Raw genomic sequence first — 18419 nt, 5'->3', positions numbered from 1 at the left:
TAAATTTTTACTAAGTTGACGGTAAAAAACTTGTTTGCATTGAAGAAGAGCCTGTCAACTTTTACCGCATGCATGGACATAATTACCACCCAGTTAATTGGAATGAATATGTTATTCTAGGTATATATATTACGAATAGATTACAAAGGGTATAAAAAGGTGGGTCGATCATTGAAAATTGTATTTGCGTCTACACCCGGACAAGAAGAGAAAGTGGTAGAACTGGCAAGATATTTTTACACTGATATTTTTCCATTGTACTTTACGGATGAAGACATTCATGAATTCGAAAGGCTTGAAGTATTACATACGAGACCCGAACAGTTCGAGAGATTTAGTACACTGGGCGATGCATACCAGGTGATCACAAGCATGCAGACATTGATCTCTATTTTGGAGTCTGGCCATATTCCTGAAAAATATCAGTCGATGTTCCGTAAAAATGTCCAGACATTGACAGACTACGGAATTTGCTTCCCGTTTAATTACAATCAATTTTGTGATTCCAAGCATGTTCATCTAGATTATATCAGTACTTATACAAAAGCCGCCAACAGACTTTTGCTGTAAATTGTTCAACAAATAATGCAAAATGAAAACGCCTGCGATTGCAGGCGTTTTCCATTTATTTTAAAGTATTCTCATTGAACCAATTTTCGAAAGTTGCTTCTTCCTGATAGCCGACGATCCTGTTTACTTCTTTTCCATCCTTGTACTGTACAATGGTTGGAGTCGATTCGATTCCGTAATCATTCCAACCTTGTTCAAACTCCAAGAGGTTGTATTGAACCAGGTCTACATTCATATCCTCTGCCAAAGGTGCAACAACCGGAGTAGTGCGAACGCAGTGAGGGCATGTCGGACTGTGGAAATAGACGGTAACATCCTCGCCGTTTTCAATTTTTTTCTCCAGCTCTTCAGGCAGGATGATATTTTGATAGTTCGGATCATCCAGCTGTTTGACGGTTTCAGGATGCAAAGTGTCTTTCCCGTAAGGATTTCCCTCAGCTTTTTCCTCATTTTGCGCCTTATTTAGAAAAAATAATGCTGCGAATAATGCAATGATAATTAATAGAAAAACAATGACCTTTTTCAAGTTACGCTTCCTCCTTCGATTTCTTCCAGACCAGCAGGCTTAATGAAAAAATAATGATGAATGCAGTTAGTGCCAGGAATGGGATGGTAATAAAACCAAGCCAGTTGATATATTGGCCTGTACATGGAACCCTTCCGCAAGTAACAGCATTGTCAGCCATGAATGGCACCTTTTGCAATGAATAGTGGTACAGCGAGATCAATCCGCCGACAGCTGACATAATCATCGTATAAAAGGTAATCTTATAATCTTTTCTAACAACTGCAATCCCGAGTATCAAGGCAAAAGGATACATCAGGATTCGCTGATACCAGCACAGGAGACAAGGCTCATACTGCCGGATTTCTGAAAAATACAGACTGCCGAACATGGCAATGATCGATGCAGCCCAGGCCGCAAATAAATACGACTCCCTAGAATCTTTTTTCGTCTCTTTCAAGCTAATCTCCCCTAAGCTAGATAATCTCTATTTAAACATTTTTTATAAAAGAAACACTTATCTCTCATTACATCTTAAGGAATGTAATAAAATATTTCAATTAACATTATGTGAAATAATTTTTCCCAATACAAAGGGAGAAGCTAATTAAAGAGTTATAACCGATGAATTTAGGGTATAGGAATATGATGATGATTTTGATTCTTGTTTGTTTTTTACATACATAGTAAGTAAATGCTAATATAACGATTTTTTTTATGACAGAAAGGATGCAGGATTATATGAGTGAATTGGATTTGTCCAAATTTGAAAAAAGAATGATCATCCGCAACACGAAGCAAGAGGATATTGATGAGATTATCAAGATGCAGAACAGCTGCTTTCCTGGAATGGACCCGTGGAAGCGGGACCAGCTTCAGAGCCATCTTGAAATTTTCCCTGAAGGCCAATTTGTTGCTGAATATGATGGGAAAGTAGTTGGCTCCTGTTCGAGTCTGATCATAAACTTTGATGAATACGATGATCGCCACAGCTGGGATGATGTCACAGATGAAGGCTATATTACTAACCACAACCCTGATGGATATAACTTATATGGAATAGAAGTCATGACCCATCCTGAATTCAGGAGGATGAAAGTAGGCTACCGTTTGTATGAAGCAAGGAAGGACCTCGCAAGGCAGATGAACTTGAAAAGTATCATTATTGGCGGGAGGATCCCCAATTACCACCTGCACGCAGAAGAAATGTCACCGAGAGAATATGTCCGGCAGGTCGCTTCGCATAAAATCTATGATCCGGTTCTCTCATTCCAGCTGAGGAACGACTTCATTCTGATGAGGATCAACCCGAACTATTTGCCGGATGATCTCCAGTCGAATAAGTACGCCACATTGATGGAATGGAATAATGTCGATTATCAGCCAAAATCGAAAAGATTCTATAAAACCAGCAATCCTGTCCGGATATGCGTTGTCCAGTATATGATGAGACAAATCAAGTCATTTGAAGATTTGGCTCACCAGGTTGAATACTTTACGGATGTTGCATCTGATGCCGGTTCGGATTTTGCCGTGTTCCCGGAAATTTTCACGACACAGCTTATGTCATTCATGGATGAGAAATCACCCTCGCTCGCGGTGCGCAGGGTTACGGAATATACAGAGCAGTACATCGAGCTGTTCACCGACCTGGCTGTCCGCTACAATGTCAACATCATCGGCGGCTCGCATTTGGTAAAAGAGGATAATGATGAGATCTATAATATTTCCTATCTGTTCCGTCGGGATGGGACAATTGATAAGCAATACAAGCTGCATATCACGCCAAATGAGCGCAGATGGTGGGGCATCAGCCGCGGCGATGAATTAAAGGTGTTCGATACAGACTGCGGCAAAATCGCGATTCAAATTTGTTATGATATCGAATTCCCTGAGCTTGCGAGGATCGCCACTGATATGGGAGCCAAAATCATTTTCACCCCATTTTGTACCGAAGATCGCCAGGGTTACCTGCGGGTTCGCTACTGTGCCCAGGCGAGAGCGGTCGAGAACCAAGTGTACACGGTCATTTCGGGTACGGTTGGCAACCTGCCGCAAACAGAAAACATGGATATCCAATATGCCCAGTCAGGGATATTTGCTCCATCTGATTTTGAATTCGCCAGGGATGGGATCGTCGGCGAAACGAACCCGAACATCGAAATGGTCATGATCGGCGATGTCGACCTGGAAATCCTCCGCCGCCAGCGCCAGGACGGTACAGTCCGCCAGCTGAAGGACCGCAGACATGACATTTACCGCATTCAGTATAAGAAGTAGGAACAGGTGAAGCACCTGGGAGAAAGCGCTGATTCCCAGGTGTTTTTTCTTTGCGGTGAACTGTCATTTCAATTTGGGATTTGGATATTGATGCCCTATAATTCCAAAAACCGGTAAAAGTGGTCACCAATAAAGCGTATTGATACCGTGGGATTCTAAAAATTGGAAAAAGCGGGCGCCAATAGAGCGTATTGGTGTCTTAGAATTCCAAAAACCGGTAAAAGTGGTCACCAATAAAGCGTATTAAAGTCATTTGATTACAAAATATGGTAAAAGGGGTCACCAATAGAGCCCATTGGTGCCCTAAAAACCCAAAAAATAGAAAAAGAGGTCACCAACAGAGCCCATTGGTGCCCTAAAAACCCAAAAAATAGAAAAAGAGGTCACCAATAGAGCCCATTGGTGCCCTAAAAACCCAAAAAATAGAAAAAGAGGTCACCAATAGAGCCCATTGGTGCCCTAAAAATCCAAAAACTAGAAAAAGAGGTCACCAATAGAGCCCATTGGTGCCCTAAAATCCGAAAAACTAGAAAAAGTGGTCACCAATAATGCTCTAAAAATGAGTTCTTGTCCTGTATCCATGTTCCATCAAATAAATAAACAAAAATTATCAATAAAGCTTCATCTTGTTTTATAATTAGCTGTAAGATTCAAATCTTATTTTCAGGAGGTCATTCAATGGATTGGAAGAAGAAAGCCGACAAGTGGCTTGGTTTTGCTGGATTGGATCCGGAACTGAAAGCCGAACTTGATTCATTAAAGGATAATGAGAAGCAATTAGAGGAAGTATTTTATAAAGATCTGGAATTCGGCACTGGCGGAATGCGCGGTGAAATTGGCGCGGGTACAAACCGGATGAACTTATATACTGTCCGCAAGGCATCTGCAGGCCTGGCAGCATACATAGATGAGCAAGGAAATGAAGCGAAGCAGCGTGGCGTGGCAATTGCCTACGATTCCCGTCATAAGTCACCTGAATTCGCAATGGAAGCTGCAAAGACATTGGCAACTCGCGGCATTAAGACATATGTTTTTGAAGAATTAAGGCCAACACCAGAGCTTTCATTTGCAGTACGGCACTTGCATGCATACGCAGGAATCGTCATTACTGCCAGCCATAACCCGCCTGAGTATAATGGCTATAAAGTATATGGCCCAGATGGCGGCCAGCTGCCTCCAGATAGTGCGGATGAAGTGATCACTAAGGTAAACGAGATTGAAAATGAACTTTCAATCGAGGTGATGGACGAGCAGGAACTGAAGGAAAAAGGTTTGATCAAAATGATTGGGTCCGAAGTGGACCGCGCGTATCTTGAGAAGCTGATGACGATTTCCGAAAATCCAACACTCTCGGATGAAGCCGATGTGAAAGTGGTTTTCACACCATTGCATGGCACTGCCAATATGCCTGTGCGCAATATCCTGACGAACCTGAAATACCAGAACGTCACGGTCGTAAAAGAGCAGGAGCTTCCGGATCCTGAGTTTTCAACAGTTAAGAGCCCGAACCCTGAGGAGCCTGCCGCATTTGAGCTTGCGATCCGTGAAGGGAAGAAAATCGATGCTGATGTACTCATTGCAACGGACCCTGATGCAGACAGGCTCGGTATCGCTGTAAAAGACCCGGATGGGGAATATATTGTGCTGACAGGAAACCAGACAGGAGCCCTGCTGCTGCATTATATCCTTACTCAAAAACAGGAAAAGGAAACACTCCCAGCCAATGGTGCAGTGTTCAAGACAATCGTCACTTCCGAACTTGGACGCAAAATCGCTTCTTCTTTCGGGGTTGAGACAATCGATGTCCTGACTGGCTTCAAGTTCATTGCTGAAAAGATCAAGCAATATGAAGAATCAGGTGAGTATAAGTTCCTGTTTGGCTATGAAGAAAGCTATGGATACTTAATCGGAGACTTTGCCCGTGATAAAGACGCAGTCCAGGCGGCGATGCTTGCTGTCGAGGTTTGCGCATATTATAAAAAGAAGGGCATGTCCCTGTACGAAGCTCTCCTCAGTGTTTTTGAACAATACGGTTATTATCAGGAAGGGCTGCGTTCCCTGACGCTAAAAGGAAAAGAGGGCGCGGAATTAATCCAGAAAACGCTCGGAGTCTTCCGCCAGGAACCTCTTAAACAGCTTGGTGAATTGAAAGTAACCACAGTGGAAGATTATTTAACAGGTGTAAGGCTGAATGAAAGCAATGAGGAAGAAAAAATCCAGCTTCCTTCTTCTAATGTTATCAAGTACTATCTTGAGGATGGTACATGGGTGTGCCTGCGCCCGTCTGGAACGGAACCAAAGATCAAATTTTACTTTGGAGTGAACGACAAGAGCCTGGCTGAAAGCAAGCAGAAGCTCCAAAAGATCGAACAGGATTTCATGGTAGCAGTTGAAAAGAGAATGGAAGCTGCAAAGAACTTGTAAATCACAACCTTAGAACTTCAGCAAGAAAGGAAGTATTCAAATGTTAAAAGAACAAGTAGCTATCGTCACAGGTGCTTCGAGAGGAATTGGCAAGGAAATCGCCGTGAAATTGGCTGAGCAGGGAATGAAGCTCGCGATTGCAGGCAGCTCAGAAGAAATCAATCAGACAGCGGATGAAATGAAGCAGAAAGGTTTTTCAGATGTCATTGCGGTCCAGACCGATGTCAGCGATGAGCAGCAGGTGAAGAACCTTGTTGAAAAAACAGTGGAAGCATTTGGCCAGGTTGACGTACTTGTCAATAATGCCGGAATCGGCTTTTTTAAACTGGCAGAGGAAGTCACGGTTGAGGAATGGAAAAAGCTATTTGAAGTAAATGTACAAGGTGTATTCCTTGGCGCCAAAGCCGTACTTCCACATATGAAGGAACGTAAATCAGGCACCATCATTACAATCTCATCTGATGTAGGAAGATACACGATTCCTAATGGCAGTGCTTATACAGCTTCAAAGTATGCTGTCCAGGGCTTCAGCGGGGCACTTGCCCAGGAAGTGAGGGAGTTTGGAATTCGCGTCGGCACCATCAATCCGGGAATGGTTGATACTTATTTCGCTGACTCAAAACAGGGGCTTCCGGAAAAACATGACTGGCTGAAGGTGGAGGACATCGCGAACGCAGTTGTCTACATGGCGTCAGCCCCTAAACATATGCTGATTGATGAAATCGTCATCCATCCGCTTGTGCAGAATTACCCGATTGCCTGATCAAGTGGCGATTTAGCAAGTGAGTTCAGACCAAATAATTACCAGTAAAAATCAGCATAAAAAATAATAAACACGGCACCTTAATATAGGTGGCCGTGTTATTTTTTTTGGTGGAATTCTCTTGTTAAATCGAGCCGGTTACAGCGGTTTCCAGGTAGTCATCGCCGGCGGCTTCATTTGCGTGGTCGATATATCTGAGCAGGGAGTACAGGCGCTTTTCAATGACAGCATAATCTTTTTCAAAGTTGTAAGCGTGGAGAAAATGTTCGATCTTTTTGGCCAGGAACTGGTCCTCTGTCCTGACCATAAGGATAAGCAAGTTATCCCATTGGGATCGGTGCGTGTAATACAAAGCCCGATCGTAATCCGTTTTATTCATATCCAATCCTCCTTATGAGGAGTTGATAATATTATATGGAATTGACGCCGGAACTTCCTCAGAAAATGTTGGACGACCCTGTTTACTGGGGTTTTCAAGTTTTACCTGTATATTAGTGCGTAAAAATGATCGGGATTGACTATATTTCGAAGTGGGAATCACTAAGCTGGTATACAAAAAGGAGTGTACGATGAAAAAGTATTTTTTCACCATGGCTGTATTGTTGATTTTGTTACTGGGAATCCAAAGAGTTGATATTCAAGCACAAAGGCCGGATTATGAAAAATATGGCCGGATCGCTACTGCTGTAATCAAGGAGGAATATCCAGGAGAAGCTGTCCAGGATTATAAATATAAGGGCAGAAAGCAAATGGATGATCGCCAGGTACTCGACTCATTTCAATACAAGGTCAGTGTCGATGGAAAACCTGTTATTATGACAGTGCAAGTTGCACACGATTTAAAAAATGAAAGGTTATTGAGTCTTACGATTACTGAGCAACACCGGCAGTAAAGTTTCTAACCTGTTCATCATTCTCCTTTTTTTCTCATACATTGTTGTAAGAGGTGAAAGGGGGAGAGATGGTGTCGGAAGATCAAAAGTCGCTGGAATATGCCATTTCTGAAATTACCGAAATCGCTAAAGGGTTTGGGTTGGACTTTTATCCGATGAGGTATGAAATATGTCCTGCAGAAATCATCTATACATTTGGTGCCTATGGAATGCCAACAAGATTTTCCCATTGGAGCTTTGGGAAGCAGTTTCATAAAATGAAGCTTCATTATGATTTAGGCCTCTCGAAAATTTATGAGCTGGTTATCAATTCTAATCCATGTTATGCCTTTTTGTTAGATTCTAATTCGCTGATTCAGAACAAGTTAATCGTTGCCCACGTCCTTGCCCACTGTGATTTCTTCAAGAACAATGTCCGTTTTCAGAATACAAAGCGGGATATGGTTGAAAGCATGGCAGCAACAGCGGAGAGAATCCGTAAATATGAAATACAGCATGGGAAACAAGCGGTGGAGTCTTTCCTTGATGCGGTGCTAGCCATCGAAGAGCACATTGATCCATCGTTGATGAGGCCGAAGCTAGCATGGTCGGCCGAAGATGATTTTGAGGACGAACCAACGACAATAGCGACTCCGTATGATGATCTTTGGGATCTTGAATCCATAAAGACAGATTCAACAGATAAGATAAAGAAGAAGAAATTTCCGCCGCGCCCAGAGAAGGATCTGCTATTGTTCATTGAAAGTTATAGCCGCGAGCTGGAGGATTGGCAGCGGGATATCCTGACAATGATGCGTGAGGAAATGCTCTATTTTTGGCCGCAGCTTGAAACGAAAATCATGAATGAAGGCTGGGCTTCTTACTGGCATCAACGGATTCTCAGGGAAATGGACCTGACGAGCGGCGAAGCAATCGAGTTCGCAAAATTGAATGCCGGAGTCGTGCAGCCATCAAAGACGGGCATCAACCCATATTATTTAGGAATCAAAATTTTTGAAGATATCGAGGAGCGCTATGATAATCCTACTGAGGAAATGAAACGGCGAGGAGTAAAGCCGGGTTCAGGCCGGGAAAAAATGTTTGAAGTGCGCGAAATCGAATCGGATATTTCATTTTTACGTAATTATTTAACGAAGGATCTGGTCATGCGTGAAGATATGTACCTTTTCCAAAAGCAAGGACGTGAATATAAAGTCGTCGATAAAGCGTGGGAACAGGTTCGTGACCAGCTTGTCAGCATGAGAGTCAATGGAGGATTTCCGTATTTGACTGTAACAGACGGCGATTATCTGAAGAATGGGGAGCTGTATATCACGCACAGCTTTGAGGGAATTGAACTCGACATTAAATATTTGGAAAAAGTACTCCCATATGTCCATCAGCTATGGGGCAGGAAATGCCATATCGAAACAATGGTCGAAAGCAGGACTATGCTATACACCTATGATGGAAAAGGGATCCATCGCAAATATTTATAATCAAGAAAACCGCTGATTTCCAGCGGTTTTTTATTTTTTTGTGTAAAAACTACAATAATAAGGTAATTAAAATAAAGACGAGCTTTTTCTTGAACCAATTTCAAAGATGAGTCATAATTATATATATGAGCATATATTCATATATAAGTCAGGGAGGGATCATATGGGACATAATCATTCGCATGGCCACAGCCATGGCCATGCCCATACAAACAATAAAAAGGCTTTATTCTGGGCTTTTCTTCTAATCGCGACTTTCATGGTTGTTGAGGTGATTGGCGGGGTGATCACAAACAGCCTTGCTTTGCTTTCGGACGCAGGCCATATGCTGAGCGATGCAGCTGCACTTGGCTTGAGCTTGTTCGCGATGAAGCTTGGCGAAAGAAAGGCCACACAATCAAAGACGTATGGCTATAAAAGATTCGAAATCATCGCAGCAGCTTTAAACGGTCTTACCTTAATTATTATTTCAATTTATATATTTGTTGAAGCATACCATCGTTTTACAGATCCTCCGCAAGTTCAAAGCATGGGAATGCTGACGATTTCCGTTATTGGGCTGATTGTCAATATCATTGCAGCGTGGATTCTGATGAGTGGAGATAAGGATGAAAACTTGAATGTAAGAAGCGCTTTCCTTCACGTGTTGGGAGATATGCTTGGTTCAGTTGGAGCAATCACAGCAGCATTGCTGATAAACTTCTTTGGCTGGGGACTTGCAGATCCCATCGCGAGCGTGGCAGTTGCCATTCTTATCATCATAAGCGGCTGGAGAGTGACGAAGGAGAGCTTTCATGTATTGATGGAAGGCACACCTGAGCAGATTGACGTGAATGAAGTGAAAGATGAAATAATGAAGATTCCCGAAGTGAAGGATATGCACGATGTCCACATCTGGTCGATTACTTCAGGCGTGCTGATGCTTAGCGGGCATATTGCCGTCAAAGGGGAAGGAGCGCATGACAGAGTTCTTCACAAAGCCCAGAAGCTGTTGCATGACCGCTTTGGGATTGATCATAGTACACTTCAGGTAGAAGGGGAGGAACATGGATGCCCATGCGCCCATGGGCCTTGCAATTAATTTATAGGATCAATTACAAGGGGCCATATGCATAAAAACGTGCCAGCCAATATTGATGGGCATTCCCCTCAATGATGGCTGGCATGTTCTATGCTTTGCTTTAACAGGTCAATGACATGTTCGTCGTCATGAGTATAATAGAGCGAAGTGCCTTCTCTCCTGAATTTGACGAGCCTGAGATTCTTTAAAAAGCGCAGCTGATGTGAAACGGTCGATTGCAGCAAGTTGAGCTTTTCTGCTATTTCATTAACCGAATGTTCCCCCTGTAGCAGCAGATGGAGGATTCTGAGCCGCGTCGGATCTGAAAGGGCTTTGAAGGTCTGGGAAACCATGAATAATGTTTCCTCATCCAAATCCATTTCAGGCGTGTTCTTTTTCTTTTCTTCCAAGTTAATCAGCCTCCTGCTTCTATTATACCTTAAGACAGTGAAATCACGGTTGTAAATTCAGACGAGATTTCTGATTGGAAAATAGAGTCCATCAGCGTCTGAACGAAAATCCCAACCTCTTAACATTAGTATGAATAACTATTCCTGTTGAGGTGGAAATATAAAACATGCAAATAGTGATGAGGATGAGCAAATGAACAGGAATTATTATAACCGGATGATAAACTTTAGTTAATAGAGGCAGGAAGCAGGTGAAGAGGTGGACGAGAACTATACAAATGAATCAAAATATATCCAGCAGCACCTTGCAAATGAGCGTACATACCTTGCCTGGGTCCGGACATCAATCGCCATAATAGGGATTGGTTTTCTGGCATCGAGTTTGCATTTTAATAATATCAGGTCAGTAAGCCAGGCTGCAGACACGATTGCTGTTTTTGTCAGCATATTTTCTTTGTTGATTGGTTTGATCATCCTGTTTTTTGCGACCACACATTATTTCTCGGTGCGGAAAAAAATTAACAGGCAAACCTTCGAATCAGCCAGCAACCTGATAAAAATTTCCACGGGGATCATTTTTTTGATCTTTCTGTTACTCGGTATTTATTTAATCAGCATTCTATTTTGAAATGTCATATTGATAATTCGGATTTTCATCGAGAATTTTTTTCAGGGGACTTCCAAGCTTCTTTTAGGCCATTGGCGGAAAAAAAGCCAGAGCAACGGTACTATCAATTGTCGGTGCTGTTTTGCTCTGGTTTTTTATGTGTTATGAGACCATCGTAATTGGTGATATATAGCTCAATCTCCGGCTGGATATCGAGGCAGTGGGCATTCAACAGCTGATAATAATTCACTCTGTGCAGTGGGTCATATGGAAGCACAGGGTATTCCTTATGCTCCTTAACATAAAGGTCTACTGCCTTTTGGACTTTATCAATCGTTATTGCGAGATCTTTTTCTTCCTCAGTGAAAATATCGTATGTTTCTTTTGACATATAAAATTTTCGTGATGGCATTCCTTTCAGGAGGGGGGCAAGTTGTTCCATATCGATCCGGTTGTCTTCCTTGACGAGAATAGTTCGGTATACGCCTTTAGGCAGATGTTCTGAATATGTGCGTACTGCTTTTTTTATCTCGTCAACGCTTGCCTCAATAATTGGCCAGGTGGTTTCCTTTGTCTTTTTTCCCGCACTAGCATGGAGCATAATAAAATGGGCCAATCCTGCGGCGGATCCCAGTATAGTCAAATACGGAAATAAATCGAACATGAGGTCTAACAGGCAACCGATGATTGGCCAGACGAGTGCAGCTGTAACTTTTATGGCTGTTTCAGAAATTAAGCGTCTGCTACTTCTCCTTTCTTTCTCCGTTTGCATCTTAAACCCTCCTTTCCAAGGCAGGAAATGCCTTTATTACACCATAATCCCTTGACAGTATAGGGGTCGCCATATATGTGTGAAGGCTTATAATCATACTGAACTTAAGATAATGTTGGTTTTGTCGATATAAAAGTAAGAGTCTGTGCTTTTGTGGTATTTTGGGAAGAGTTCAACTAGGTGATTGAAGCAAGGGTCGGGACGGGATAAAAAAGCGGATCAGTTTCTACTTATATTATATTAAATTCTCTTCATGATTGGTATGGGTTGGTTTTGAATATTATGAAAATTACCTTAGAAACCGGTCAATTATATTGTTGGATATTGTATAATAATTAGAAAGCTTCCTTCTTTTTTTCGAAAATTGTCATACGAACTCGCTGGCAACGATTATTTATATCAGAACCGCTAGTCCATGAAAGCAAATAAACCAGACAGAAACGAGGGGCAGGATGGATATTCCCCATATGTACATATTTGACTTGAATAATATAGCATTGACCGTCGTTTTTTTAATCATTTCTTCTATAATGGCAGTTGAATTCAGCAGGCAAATCAAAAAAACGGTGGATAGAAAAAGACGTAAAATGGTCCTGTATTCGCTTCTTTTGGCTCTCACATTCTTTCTGACACATCTATTTGTGATTATTTCTGCAGGCGTTCCATTTTCGACAAGCAATTTTTATTTATTTTTCCTGATATTTTATGGAATTTGCGGACTTGGATCTTACGCAGCTTTGAGTCTGGCGCAAAGGGATATTGCGAATACTGCTCAGTACGTATTCACTAGTCTATTAATCGCTGCCAGCATTATGGCGGCTGAATATACGGCATTTTATATAATCTTCAGGGAAGCTATCGAAATCCAGCCAATTTTATCCATTATTTCGTTTCTGATGATATTGGTCACTTCATTTTCGCTCATCAGGTTTTTGATGCAGATTACGAACGAAGATATTTATGAGTTTGTAAAAAAGTATAAGTATACAGGCAGTGTCCTTGGCGGCATGGCAATGGGAGGTATCCCGTATATTGTCCTGACTTCAATGATGGACGTTACAGATGGAAGCGGCATACATTCTTACCTGGCGCCGTTCGCTTATATGGCAACAGCAAATTTATTATTCATGCTCGTACCGGACCTTTTTGGCGAAAAATTGATCATGAAGAACGTCCAGTCTCATTTATCCTTGTTCACCCATAACCCCGATTCTGTATTCAGGGTCGACTTGCAAGGGTATATTTTAAATGTCAATAAAGAGGCAGTAGAACTGACAGGCTATATGGCCAATGAATTAGCTGGCCTCCATTTTATCGATTTGATCGGGGGCAGCGAGGAAGAAAAGAAAATAAGGAAATATTTCATGAAAGTGCTCAGCGGTGAGACGAAATTGATTGAAACCACTCTGAAAAGGGCGGATTCAACTTATGCTGACGTGAGAATCACAGCGGTGAGAATCATCGTTAAAAATACAACAGTTGGTGTCTTTGGAATAGTCAGGGACATAACAGAACAGAAAAAAGCAGACAAAATGATTGAGTATCTGGCCTATCATGATGAACTGACTAATTTGCCTAACAGACGGAATCTAGAGAAAGTCATGGCAGCGCAATTTATTAAGGATGAAGGGTTTTCCTTGATATATCTTGATTTTGATCGTTTTAAAAGAATCAATGATACATTTGGGCATTCATTTGGTGATAAGATTTTGGTAGAGATCGGCAGGAAGCTTTCAGAAGTTGTGCCGGAGGAATGCCTTGTTGCAAGAATAGGCGGAGATGAATTTGCGATTCTTGTTACTGGAGGGAATAAGCCAGACGGGGTTGCAAACAAGATTGTGCAGGCATTCCAGAGTCCGCTTTTTGCGGAGGGAATGGAATTTCTGATCACGGCTAGTATTGGGATCTCAAGGTATCCAGAAGATACAGATAATCTTGAATTATTGCTGAAGTTTGCTGATATGGCAATGTATAAAGCAAAAGAAAACGGTGCGAACCACTTTCAGTTTTTTGACCAAAGCATGGTGGATCACAACCTGAATAAGTTTGAACTTGAGAATGAATTGCGGAACGCTATAAATAGTGATTCTCTCACGGTTTTTTACCAGCCTAAGTACAATGCTGCAACAAATGAAATTACAGGGGCTGAAGCACTGGCTAGGTGGAAGCATGCACGCCATGGAATGATTCCTCCAGGTGTGTTCATCCCGATTGCTGAGGAAGCGAACTTGATCGTCCCTCTCGAGAGATTGATCATCAGGAAAGTGTTCAGCCAGCTTGTACAATGGAAGGGACAGGGTTATGAGGTTCCCCGCACTTCGATCAATATCTCGATCATCCATTTTTATCAGGAGGATTTCGTGAAATTCATGAGGCAAACACTTAAAGAATACGGACTTTATGGTGAATTGATCGAAATCGAAGTAACTGAAAGTATCATGATTAAGAAGGAGGACAGCATTAATGCACAGCTCCAGGCTTTAAGGGAAATTGGTATTGAGGTCAGCATTGATGATTTTGGCACAGGATACAGTTCATTGAGTTATTTAAGCAAGCTTTCGGTCGATCGTTTGAAAATTGACCAGAGCTTCATTTCACACTCCCAGGAAAACCGCGAAATCATTTCCACAATCGTCTCTATGGCAACGAATTTAAAGTTAAAAGTAATTGCCGAGGGAGTAGAAACGGAGTCGCAGATTGACCTGTTAAAATCATTGGGCTGCCAGGAAGTACAGGGATACTTCTACTCACCGCCATTGCCATCAAATGAATATGAAACGATGATGAACAGGGAGCTTCAGGAGACCTGACGGGTGTTTTGACTGGCTTCGTGGAATATGTTACTATTCTTTTATGAAAAGTCCTCTAGGGTTCCGCAGCTTTTGCTGGACTGGTCCGAGAGAGGGCGCACAGGCATTGTCTGTGTACACGGAGGGATAAAAACCCGGGAGATATCATTGATATCTCCCGGGTTTTTTTATTCCAGCACAGCGCTTGCGCTTTATAATGAAAGGAGAGTTAACAAGTATGGCTTGGTTATATTTAGTGATTGCCGGTATATTTGAAATCGTTTGGGCGATTGGCCTGAAGTATACAGAAGGTTTCACCAAAGCAGTCCCATCGCTGATTACACTGGCAGGCATGGCCATAAGCTTTTATTTTTTGTCCATGGCAGTAAAAACATTGCCAATTGGTACTGCATATGCCATCTGGACTGGAATTGGAGCTGCAGGGGCAGTTATACTCGGGATTGTCCTGTTTGGAGAGCCGCGCAACCTCATGAGACTGATGTTCGTTGCCTTCATTCTGGTTGGGATCATTGGTCTGAAAGCAACATCCGGAAGCAATTGATTATATTCAGGAAGCAGGCTAGCAGAAAAGTGCAGTCTGCTTTTTTGAAATTTAATTTGAAATTTCCACCAATATATATTATGATGCCGATAGGTACCTTTTATTACTAGGTAGGTGATAGGATGTTTAATCGTGAACTTTTAAAAGGGAGCACATCCCTTGTGCTGCTTCAGCTTTTGAATGAACGGGATATGTATGGTTACGAGCTAGTTAAAGAACTGGATAAGCGCAGTGACCACAGTCTGCAGGTAAAGGAAGGCACCCTTTATCCGGCATTGCATAAGCTCGAAAAGCAGGAATACATTGAATTTTATTGGCAGGAGCAGGAAAAAGGCCCGGCAAGGAAATATTACCGGATTACTGATGAAGGCAAAGAGGTCCTCATTGAGAAAACGGAAGAGTGGCAGCAGTTCGTCAATGTCATGAACAAAGTGATCAGGAGAACGAAAAATGATCCAGTTAAAGACTGAATTTCTCGACGAGCTTGGCAGGCAGTTAGGGAAGCATACGGACAAAGAACAAATTTTAGCTGAATATGAAGTCCATATCACAGAAATGCTTGAAGAGTCTAACGGCAATGAAAGAGAAGAGGCGGATATTAGATCTGAAATTTATTCCAGATTGGGGACCCCGGAAGAGATTGCAGATATCTGGAAGGAAGAACTGTCAACGACCCCAGTGAAAACTCAATGGATTTTTATTTTGGCCAACCTGATATTCTTCGTTGGCGGCACGATCCTAACCCTCGTGCATAATCTATTTGATTTCCCTCTTATTGACATGGCCTGGAGAAGCCTGACATCGATACCAGCTGTGATCATTTTGCTTTACCTCTTCTTTTGGGCACTGCTTGGGTATGAAATCGGCAAGGGGTTTGGCCATAAGGGACGAAGATTGATGAAAAAAACGTTTATCCTGTCCATCCTGCCTAATATTATTCTCATGAACCTGACGTTGTTCAAGCTGATCCCGCATGACTGGTTCCAGCCGTTGCTGAACCCGGTATTCATTTTTATTTGTATTTTTTTTACAGCACTATTGTATCCCATTTGTTGGGTTGGTTATAGATGGGGGAAAAAGGCTTCCATCTAATTTTTTTAGTCTATTACATAGAATATCTATGTATATAGAATTAATAGGTGATATTTTTATGAATTAATGCCTAGTTATTCTAGGTGGAAGGGGAGAGTGAAATGGAAATGAAATTGAAAAAAGAGGACTGGATATTTTTCCTGGTATGTCTTGCTCTTGGGATCTTGGCTGAAAGGTCTTTCTTGCATGGAATAATTGGCTTGTCCTATCCTGTGTTTATTACAGTGTTTTATGTTGTATTTTTTTGGAGATATCGTTCCTTTTCTTTTGCTAATAAAAAGCTTGGACTTTTGATGATTGCTTCAATATGGCTTCTTTCAACAAGTTTTTTCCTGAAGTCGAATATGATTTTGTATGTATTGAACTTCCTGTTGATTCCAGTGATGGTCCTCATCCAACTTGTGCTCATTACCTACCCGCTTCATAACCAATGGCATAGATGGCCATTCGTCCAAAAGCTCTTTTTGACAGTAGGAGCAGCAATTGCCTATGTTTTCAGGTTTTTAATGCAAACTGCTAAATTGGCTTTCAAAGGGCTTGAAGAGAGCAAGAGTGCAACAATCAGAAAAGTACTGATTGGAATGGCTATTTCAGTCCCGCTTTTGTTTGTGATTGTCAACCTGCTTGTCTCTGCCGACCAGCAATTCGGTAACCTTTTAGGCGCCTTCCCTCGCTGGCTTTTGGGATTGAAGATAGAGGAAGAGGTGCTGCGAACGATTGCAGTCATTATTTTTACATTGATGATCTTTGGCTTACTTCAGGTGCTAAGGACTAAGCAGCATGTGCCTGCTGAATTCCCGCAGCCAAAAGAAAAGATGTCATGGGATAGCGTGATCATCCTGACAGTGCTCACTTTATTGAATATAGTGTACCTTCTATTTGTCGCTGTCCAATTCCAATACTTTTTCAGTGAGACTTTAAAGGCTGGATATACGTATGCGGAATTTGCGCGCAGGGGATTCTTCGAACTTCTTTTTGTGACCATGCTGAATTTGTTGATCATCTCCACTATTGTTACGTATGTTGATAAGACTTCCAAAATTATGAGGCTTTTCATTCGAGCTCTTTTATCTCTCCTCGTTATCTTTACCGGAGTGATGCTGTATTCAGCTTTTATACGACTATTCATGTATGAAGAGGCTTATGGGTTTACCTTTGCCAGGGTTCTGGCCCATTCATTCATGGTTTTCTTGCTTGTGATATTATGTTATTCCTTTATGAGGATATGGATGGAAAGGCTCTCACTTGTGCGCTTTTATATCATATCTGCCATTCTTTTTTATACATTGATCAACACAATTCAGCTTGATCGATATGTTGTTGACCGCAATTTGGAGCGTTACTCAGAAACCGGAAAAATTGATATTTACTATTTGAATTCGCTGTCTTATGAAGGTGTAGAAGGACTGGTGGAGCTGTATAAGCTTAATCCAGGATATCCAGGTCTCTCGGACTTGCTGCTGCAAAGGAAGAGGGAATTCCTGAATTCAGAAGAAAGTTGGAATTCAATAAATATGTCCAGAAGAAGCGCTGAAAAAGCGTTAATGGACCTGGAGATGCAGTAACAATGAATATGGCAAAAATGAAAACAAAGGCCGGCTTTGTTACCAGTTTTGTAACATATCGATGTGAATAATGATGTTAAAATAACCTTAAGCCAAATAAAGGGGAGCCATGTGAAATGGAAGGGATATCTGAAATCATCAATCTCTTAAAAGGTATTGAAAGTTCGATTGACTCATTGAATAAAAGGACCGAAAACATTGAAAAAAGACTTGACCGACTCGAAAAAGTCGATAGCATTGAACATCGTGTAACATCAAACCAGATCGATATAACTGATATTAAAGAAGCACTTGAAAGAATGGAAGAAGCACAAAGTGCAAAAATCGAAAATATGTTAAAAGAATTGCTAAGCAAAGCAGAAATGAAAAACAATACAGAATTCAGCACGATCCATAAACGCCTTGATTCCCATCTGTTGAAATTGGGGAGGGTCGAGGAAGAAATCCTGATGGTCCAGCAGGAAAAATAGTTTTTTTAGAGATTGCGATCGTGCAGTCTCTTTTTTTATTAATATTCGAATTTATACAACTTCAACTTCGAGCATTGGCCAGCTCCAGCGCCTAGCCCCTCGAGTCGCTTGTCTAGTTTCGCCTCCTAACTCCTCGAGACGCTTCGGTCCTGCCATTGAAGTCAAAGAACGCCTTCACT

19 protein-coding genes and 1 riboswitch are annotated in these 18419 nt (G+C 41.7%); of the genes, 14 read left to right on the top strand and 5 right to left on the bottom strand.

Annotation, left to right across the window (positions count from 1 at the left end):
• The first annotated feature begins 171 nt into the window (after nucleotides 1–171).
• The gene (locus tag J7I80_RS02020) at nucleotides 172–570 is read left to right on the top strand and encodes a YhcU family protein (RefSeq protein WP_214735767.1); all 399 of its coding nucleotides are present in this window, start codon (nucleotides 172–174) and stop codon (nucleotides 568–570) included.
• A 55-nt stretch (nucleotides 571–625) separates the two neighbouring features.
• On the opposite strand, the gene J7I80_RS02015 is transcribed toward J7I80_RS02020, so the two are convergent.
• A complete protein-coding gene (locus J7I80_RS02015) occupies nucleotides 626–1096 on the bottom strand; it encodes a thioredoxin family protein (protein ID WP_214735766.1) in 471 nt (156 codons plus the stop codon).
• A 1-nt stretch (nucleotide 1097) separates the two neighbouring features.
• Entirely contained in the window at nucleotides 1098–1535 is a 438-nt protein-coding gene (locus J7I80_RS02010; protein ID WP_214735765.1) for a disulfide oxidoreductase, read from the bottom strand.
• Nucleotides 1536–1816: 281 nt separating this feature from the next.
• On the opposite strand from J7I80_RS02010, the gene J7I80_RS02005 reads away from it, so the two are divergent.
• From J7I80_RS02005 to J7I80_RS01995, 3 genes are all read left to right on the top strand, one after another.
• A complete protein-coding gene (locus J7I80_RS02005) occupies nucleotides 1817–3355 on the top strand; it encodes a bifunctional GNAT family N-acetyltransferase/carbon-nitrogen hydrolase family protein (RefSeq protein WP_214735764.1) in 1539 nt (512 codons plus the stop codon).
• A 678-nt stretch (nucleotides 3356–4033) separates the two neighbouring features.
• Nucleotides 4034–5779, top strand: a complete 1746-nt coding sequence (locus J7I80_RS02000) for a phospho-sugar mutase (protein ID WP_214735763.1) — start codon at nucleotides 4034–4036, stop codon at nucleotides 5777–5779.
• A gap of 40 nt (nucleotides 5780–5819) precedes the next feature.
• Nucleotides 5820–6542 carry an SDR family oxidoreductase gene (locus tag J7I80_RS01995; protein ID WP_214735762.1) on the top strand — a complete coding sequence of 241 codons (723 nt, stop codon included), beginning with the start codon at nucleotides 5820–5822 and terminating at the stop codon, nucleotides 6540–6542.
• Nucleotides 6543–6666: 124 nt separating this feature from the next.
• Here J7I80_RS01995 and J7I80_RS01990 read toward each other — a convergent pair whose 3' ends face one another.
• A complete protein-coding gene (locus J7I80_RS01990) occupies nucleotides 6667–6921 on the bottom strand; it encodes a YhdB family protein (RefSeq protein WP_041966370.1) in 255 nt (84 codons plus the stop codon).
• 190 nt (nucleotides 6922–7111) lie between these two features.
• Here J7I80_RS01990 and J7I80_RS01985 point away from each other — a divergent pair, with 190 nt between their 5' ends.
• The 3 genes from J7I80_RS01985 (at nucleotide 7112) to J7I80_RS01975 (ending at nucleotide 9994) form a co-directional block, all read left to right on the top strand.
• Nucleotides 7112–7435 carry a DUF3889 domain-containing protein gene (locus J7I80_RS01985; protein WP_214735761.1) on the top strand — a complete coding sequence of 108 codons (324 nt, stop codon included), beginning with the start codon at nucleotides 7112–7114 and terminating at the stop codon, nucleotides 7433–7435.
• 68 nt (nucleotides 7436–7503) lie between these two features.
• Nucleotides 7504–8913, top strand: a complete 1410-nt coding sequence (locus J7I80_RS01980) for a SpoVR family protein (RefSeq protein ID WP_214735760.1) — start codon at nucleotides 7504–7506, stop codon at nucleotides 8911–8913.
• A 163-nt stretch (nucleotides 8914–9076) separates the two neighbouring features.
• The gene (locus J7I80_RS01975) at nucleotides 9077–9994 is read left to right on the top strand and encodes a cation diffusion facilitator family transporter (protein WP_214735759.1); all 918 of its coding nucleotides are present in this window, start codon (nucleotides 9077–9079) and stop codon (nucleotides 9992–9994) included.
• A 68-nt stretch (nucleotides 9995–10062) separates the two neighbouring features.
• Here J7I80_RS01975 and J7I80_RS01970 read toward each other — a convergent pair whose 3' ends face one another.
• Entirely contained in the window at nucleotides 10063–10353 is a 291-nt protein-coding gene (locus tag J7I80_RS01970) for an ArsR/SmtB family transcription factor (protein WP_192472869.1), read from the bottom strand.
• A 289-nt stretch (nucleotides 10354–10642) separates the two neighbouring features.
• On the opposite strand from J7I80_RS01970, the gene J7I80_RS01965 reads away from it, so the two are divergent.
• The gene (locus tag J7I80_RS01965) at nucleotides 10643–11011 is read left to right on the top strand and encodes a YidH family protein (protein ID WP_214735758.1); all 369 of its coding nucleotides are present in this window, start codon (nucleotides 10643–10645) and stop codon (nucleotides 11009–11011) included.
• A gap of 103 nt (nucleotides 11012–11114) precedes the next feature.
• On the opposite strand, the gene J7I80_RS01960 is transcribed toward J7I80_RS01965, so the two are convergent.
• Complete coding sequence (locus tag J7I80_RS01960; RefSeq protein WP_214735757.1) at nucleotides 11115–11762, bottom strand: DUF3939 domain-containing protein; 648 nt, start codon at nucleotides 11760–11762, stop codon at nucleotides 11115–11117.
• Between the two features lie 452 nt (nucleotides 11763–12214).
• Between J7I80_RS01960 and J7I80_RS01955 the strand changes: the two genes are divergently transcribed.
• The 6 genes from J7I80_RS01955 to J7I80_RS01930 all read left to right on the top strand — a co-directional run bounded on the left by J7I80_RS01955 (nucleotide 12215) and on the right by J7I80_RS01930 (nucleotide 18240).
• Nucleotides 12215–14572 (top strand): sensor domain-containing protein, encoded by a 2358-nt coding sequence (locus J7I80_RS01955; RefSeq protein WP_214735756.1) that lies wholly within the window; start codon nucleotides 12215–12217, stop codon nucleotides 14570–14572.
• Between the two features lie 44 nt (nucleotides 14573–14616).
• A riboswitch (guanidine-I (ykkC/yxkD leader) is annotated at nucleotides 14617–14715 on the top strand.
• A gap of 74 nt (nucleotides 14716–14789) precedes the next feature.
• On the top strand, nucleotides 14790–15113 hold the full coding sequence (gene sugE / locus J7I80_RS01950) for a quaternary ammonium compound efflux SMR transporter SugE (protein ID WP_214735755.1): 324 nt from the start codon (nucleotides 14790–14792) through the stop codon (nucleotides 15111–15113).
• 122 nt (nucleotides 15114–15235) lie between these two features.
• Nucleotides 15236–15583 (top strand): PadR family transcriptional regulator, encoded by a 348-nt coding sequence (locus J7I80_RS01945; protein WP_214735754.1) that lies wholly within the window; start codon nucleotides 15236–15238, stop codon nucleotides 15581–15583.
• Nucleotides 15564–16205: a DUF1700 domain-containing protein gene (locus tag J7I80_RS01940; protein WP_214735753.1), complete on the top strand. Its 642-nt coding sequence runs from the start codon at nucleotides 15564–15566 to the stop codon at nucleotides 16203–16205. Before J7I80_RS01945 ends, J7I80_RS01940 begins: the two co-directional genes overlap by 20 nt.
• Before the next feature lie 101 nt (nucleotides 16206–16306).
• Entirely contained in the window at nucleotides 16307–17770 is a 1464-nt protein-coding gene (locus J7I80_RS01935; RefSeq protein ID WP_214735752.1) for a DUF4153 domain-containing protein, read from the top strand.
• A 116-nt stretch (nucleotides 17771–17886) separates the two neighbouring features.
• On the top strand, nucleotides 17887–18240 hold the full coding sequence (locus J7I80_RS01930) for a hypothetical protein (protein WP_214735751.1): 354 nt from the start codon (nucleotides 17887–17889) through the stop codon (nucleotides 18238–18240).
• Nucleotides 18241–18419 lie beyond the last annotated feature (179 nt).

This window comes from Bacillus sp. ISL-41 (genome assembly GCF_018613235.1).
Lineage (GTDB): Bacteria > Bacillota > Bacilli > Bacillales > Cytobacillaceae > Mesobacillus.
This window is presented reverse-complemented; position numbering and strand designations above follow the sequence as displayed.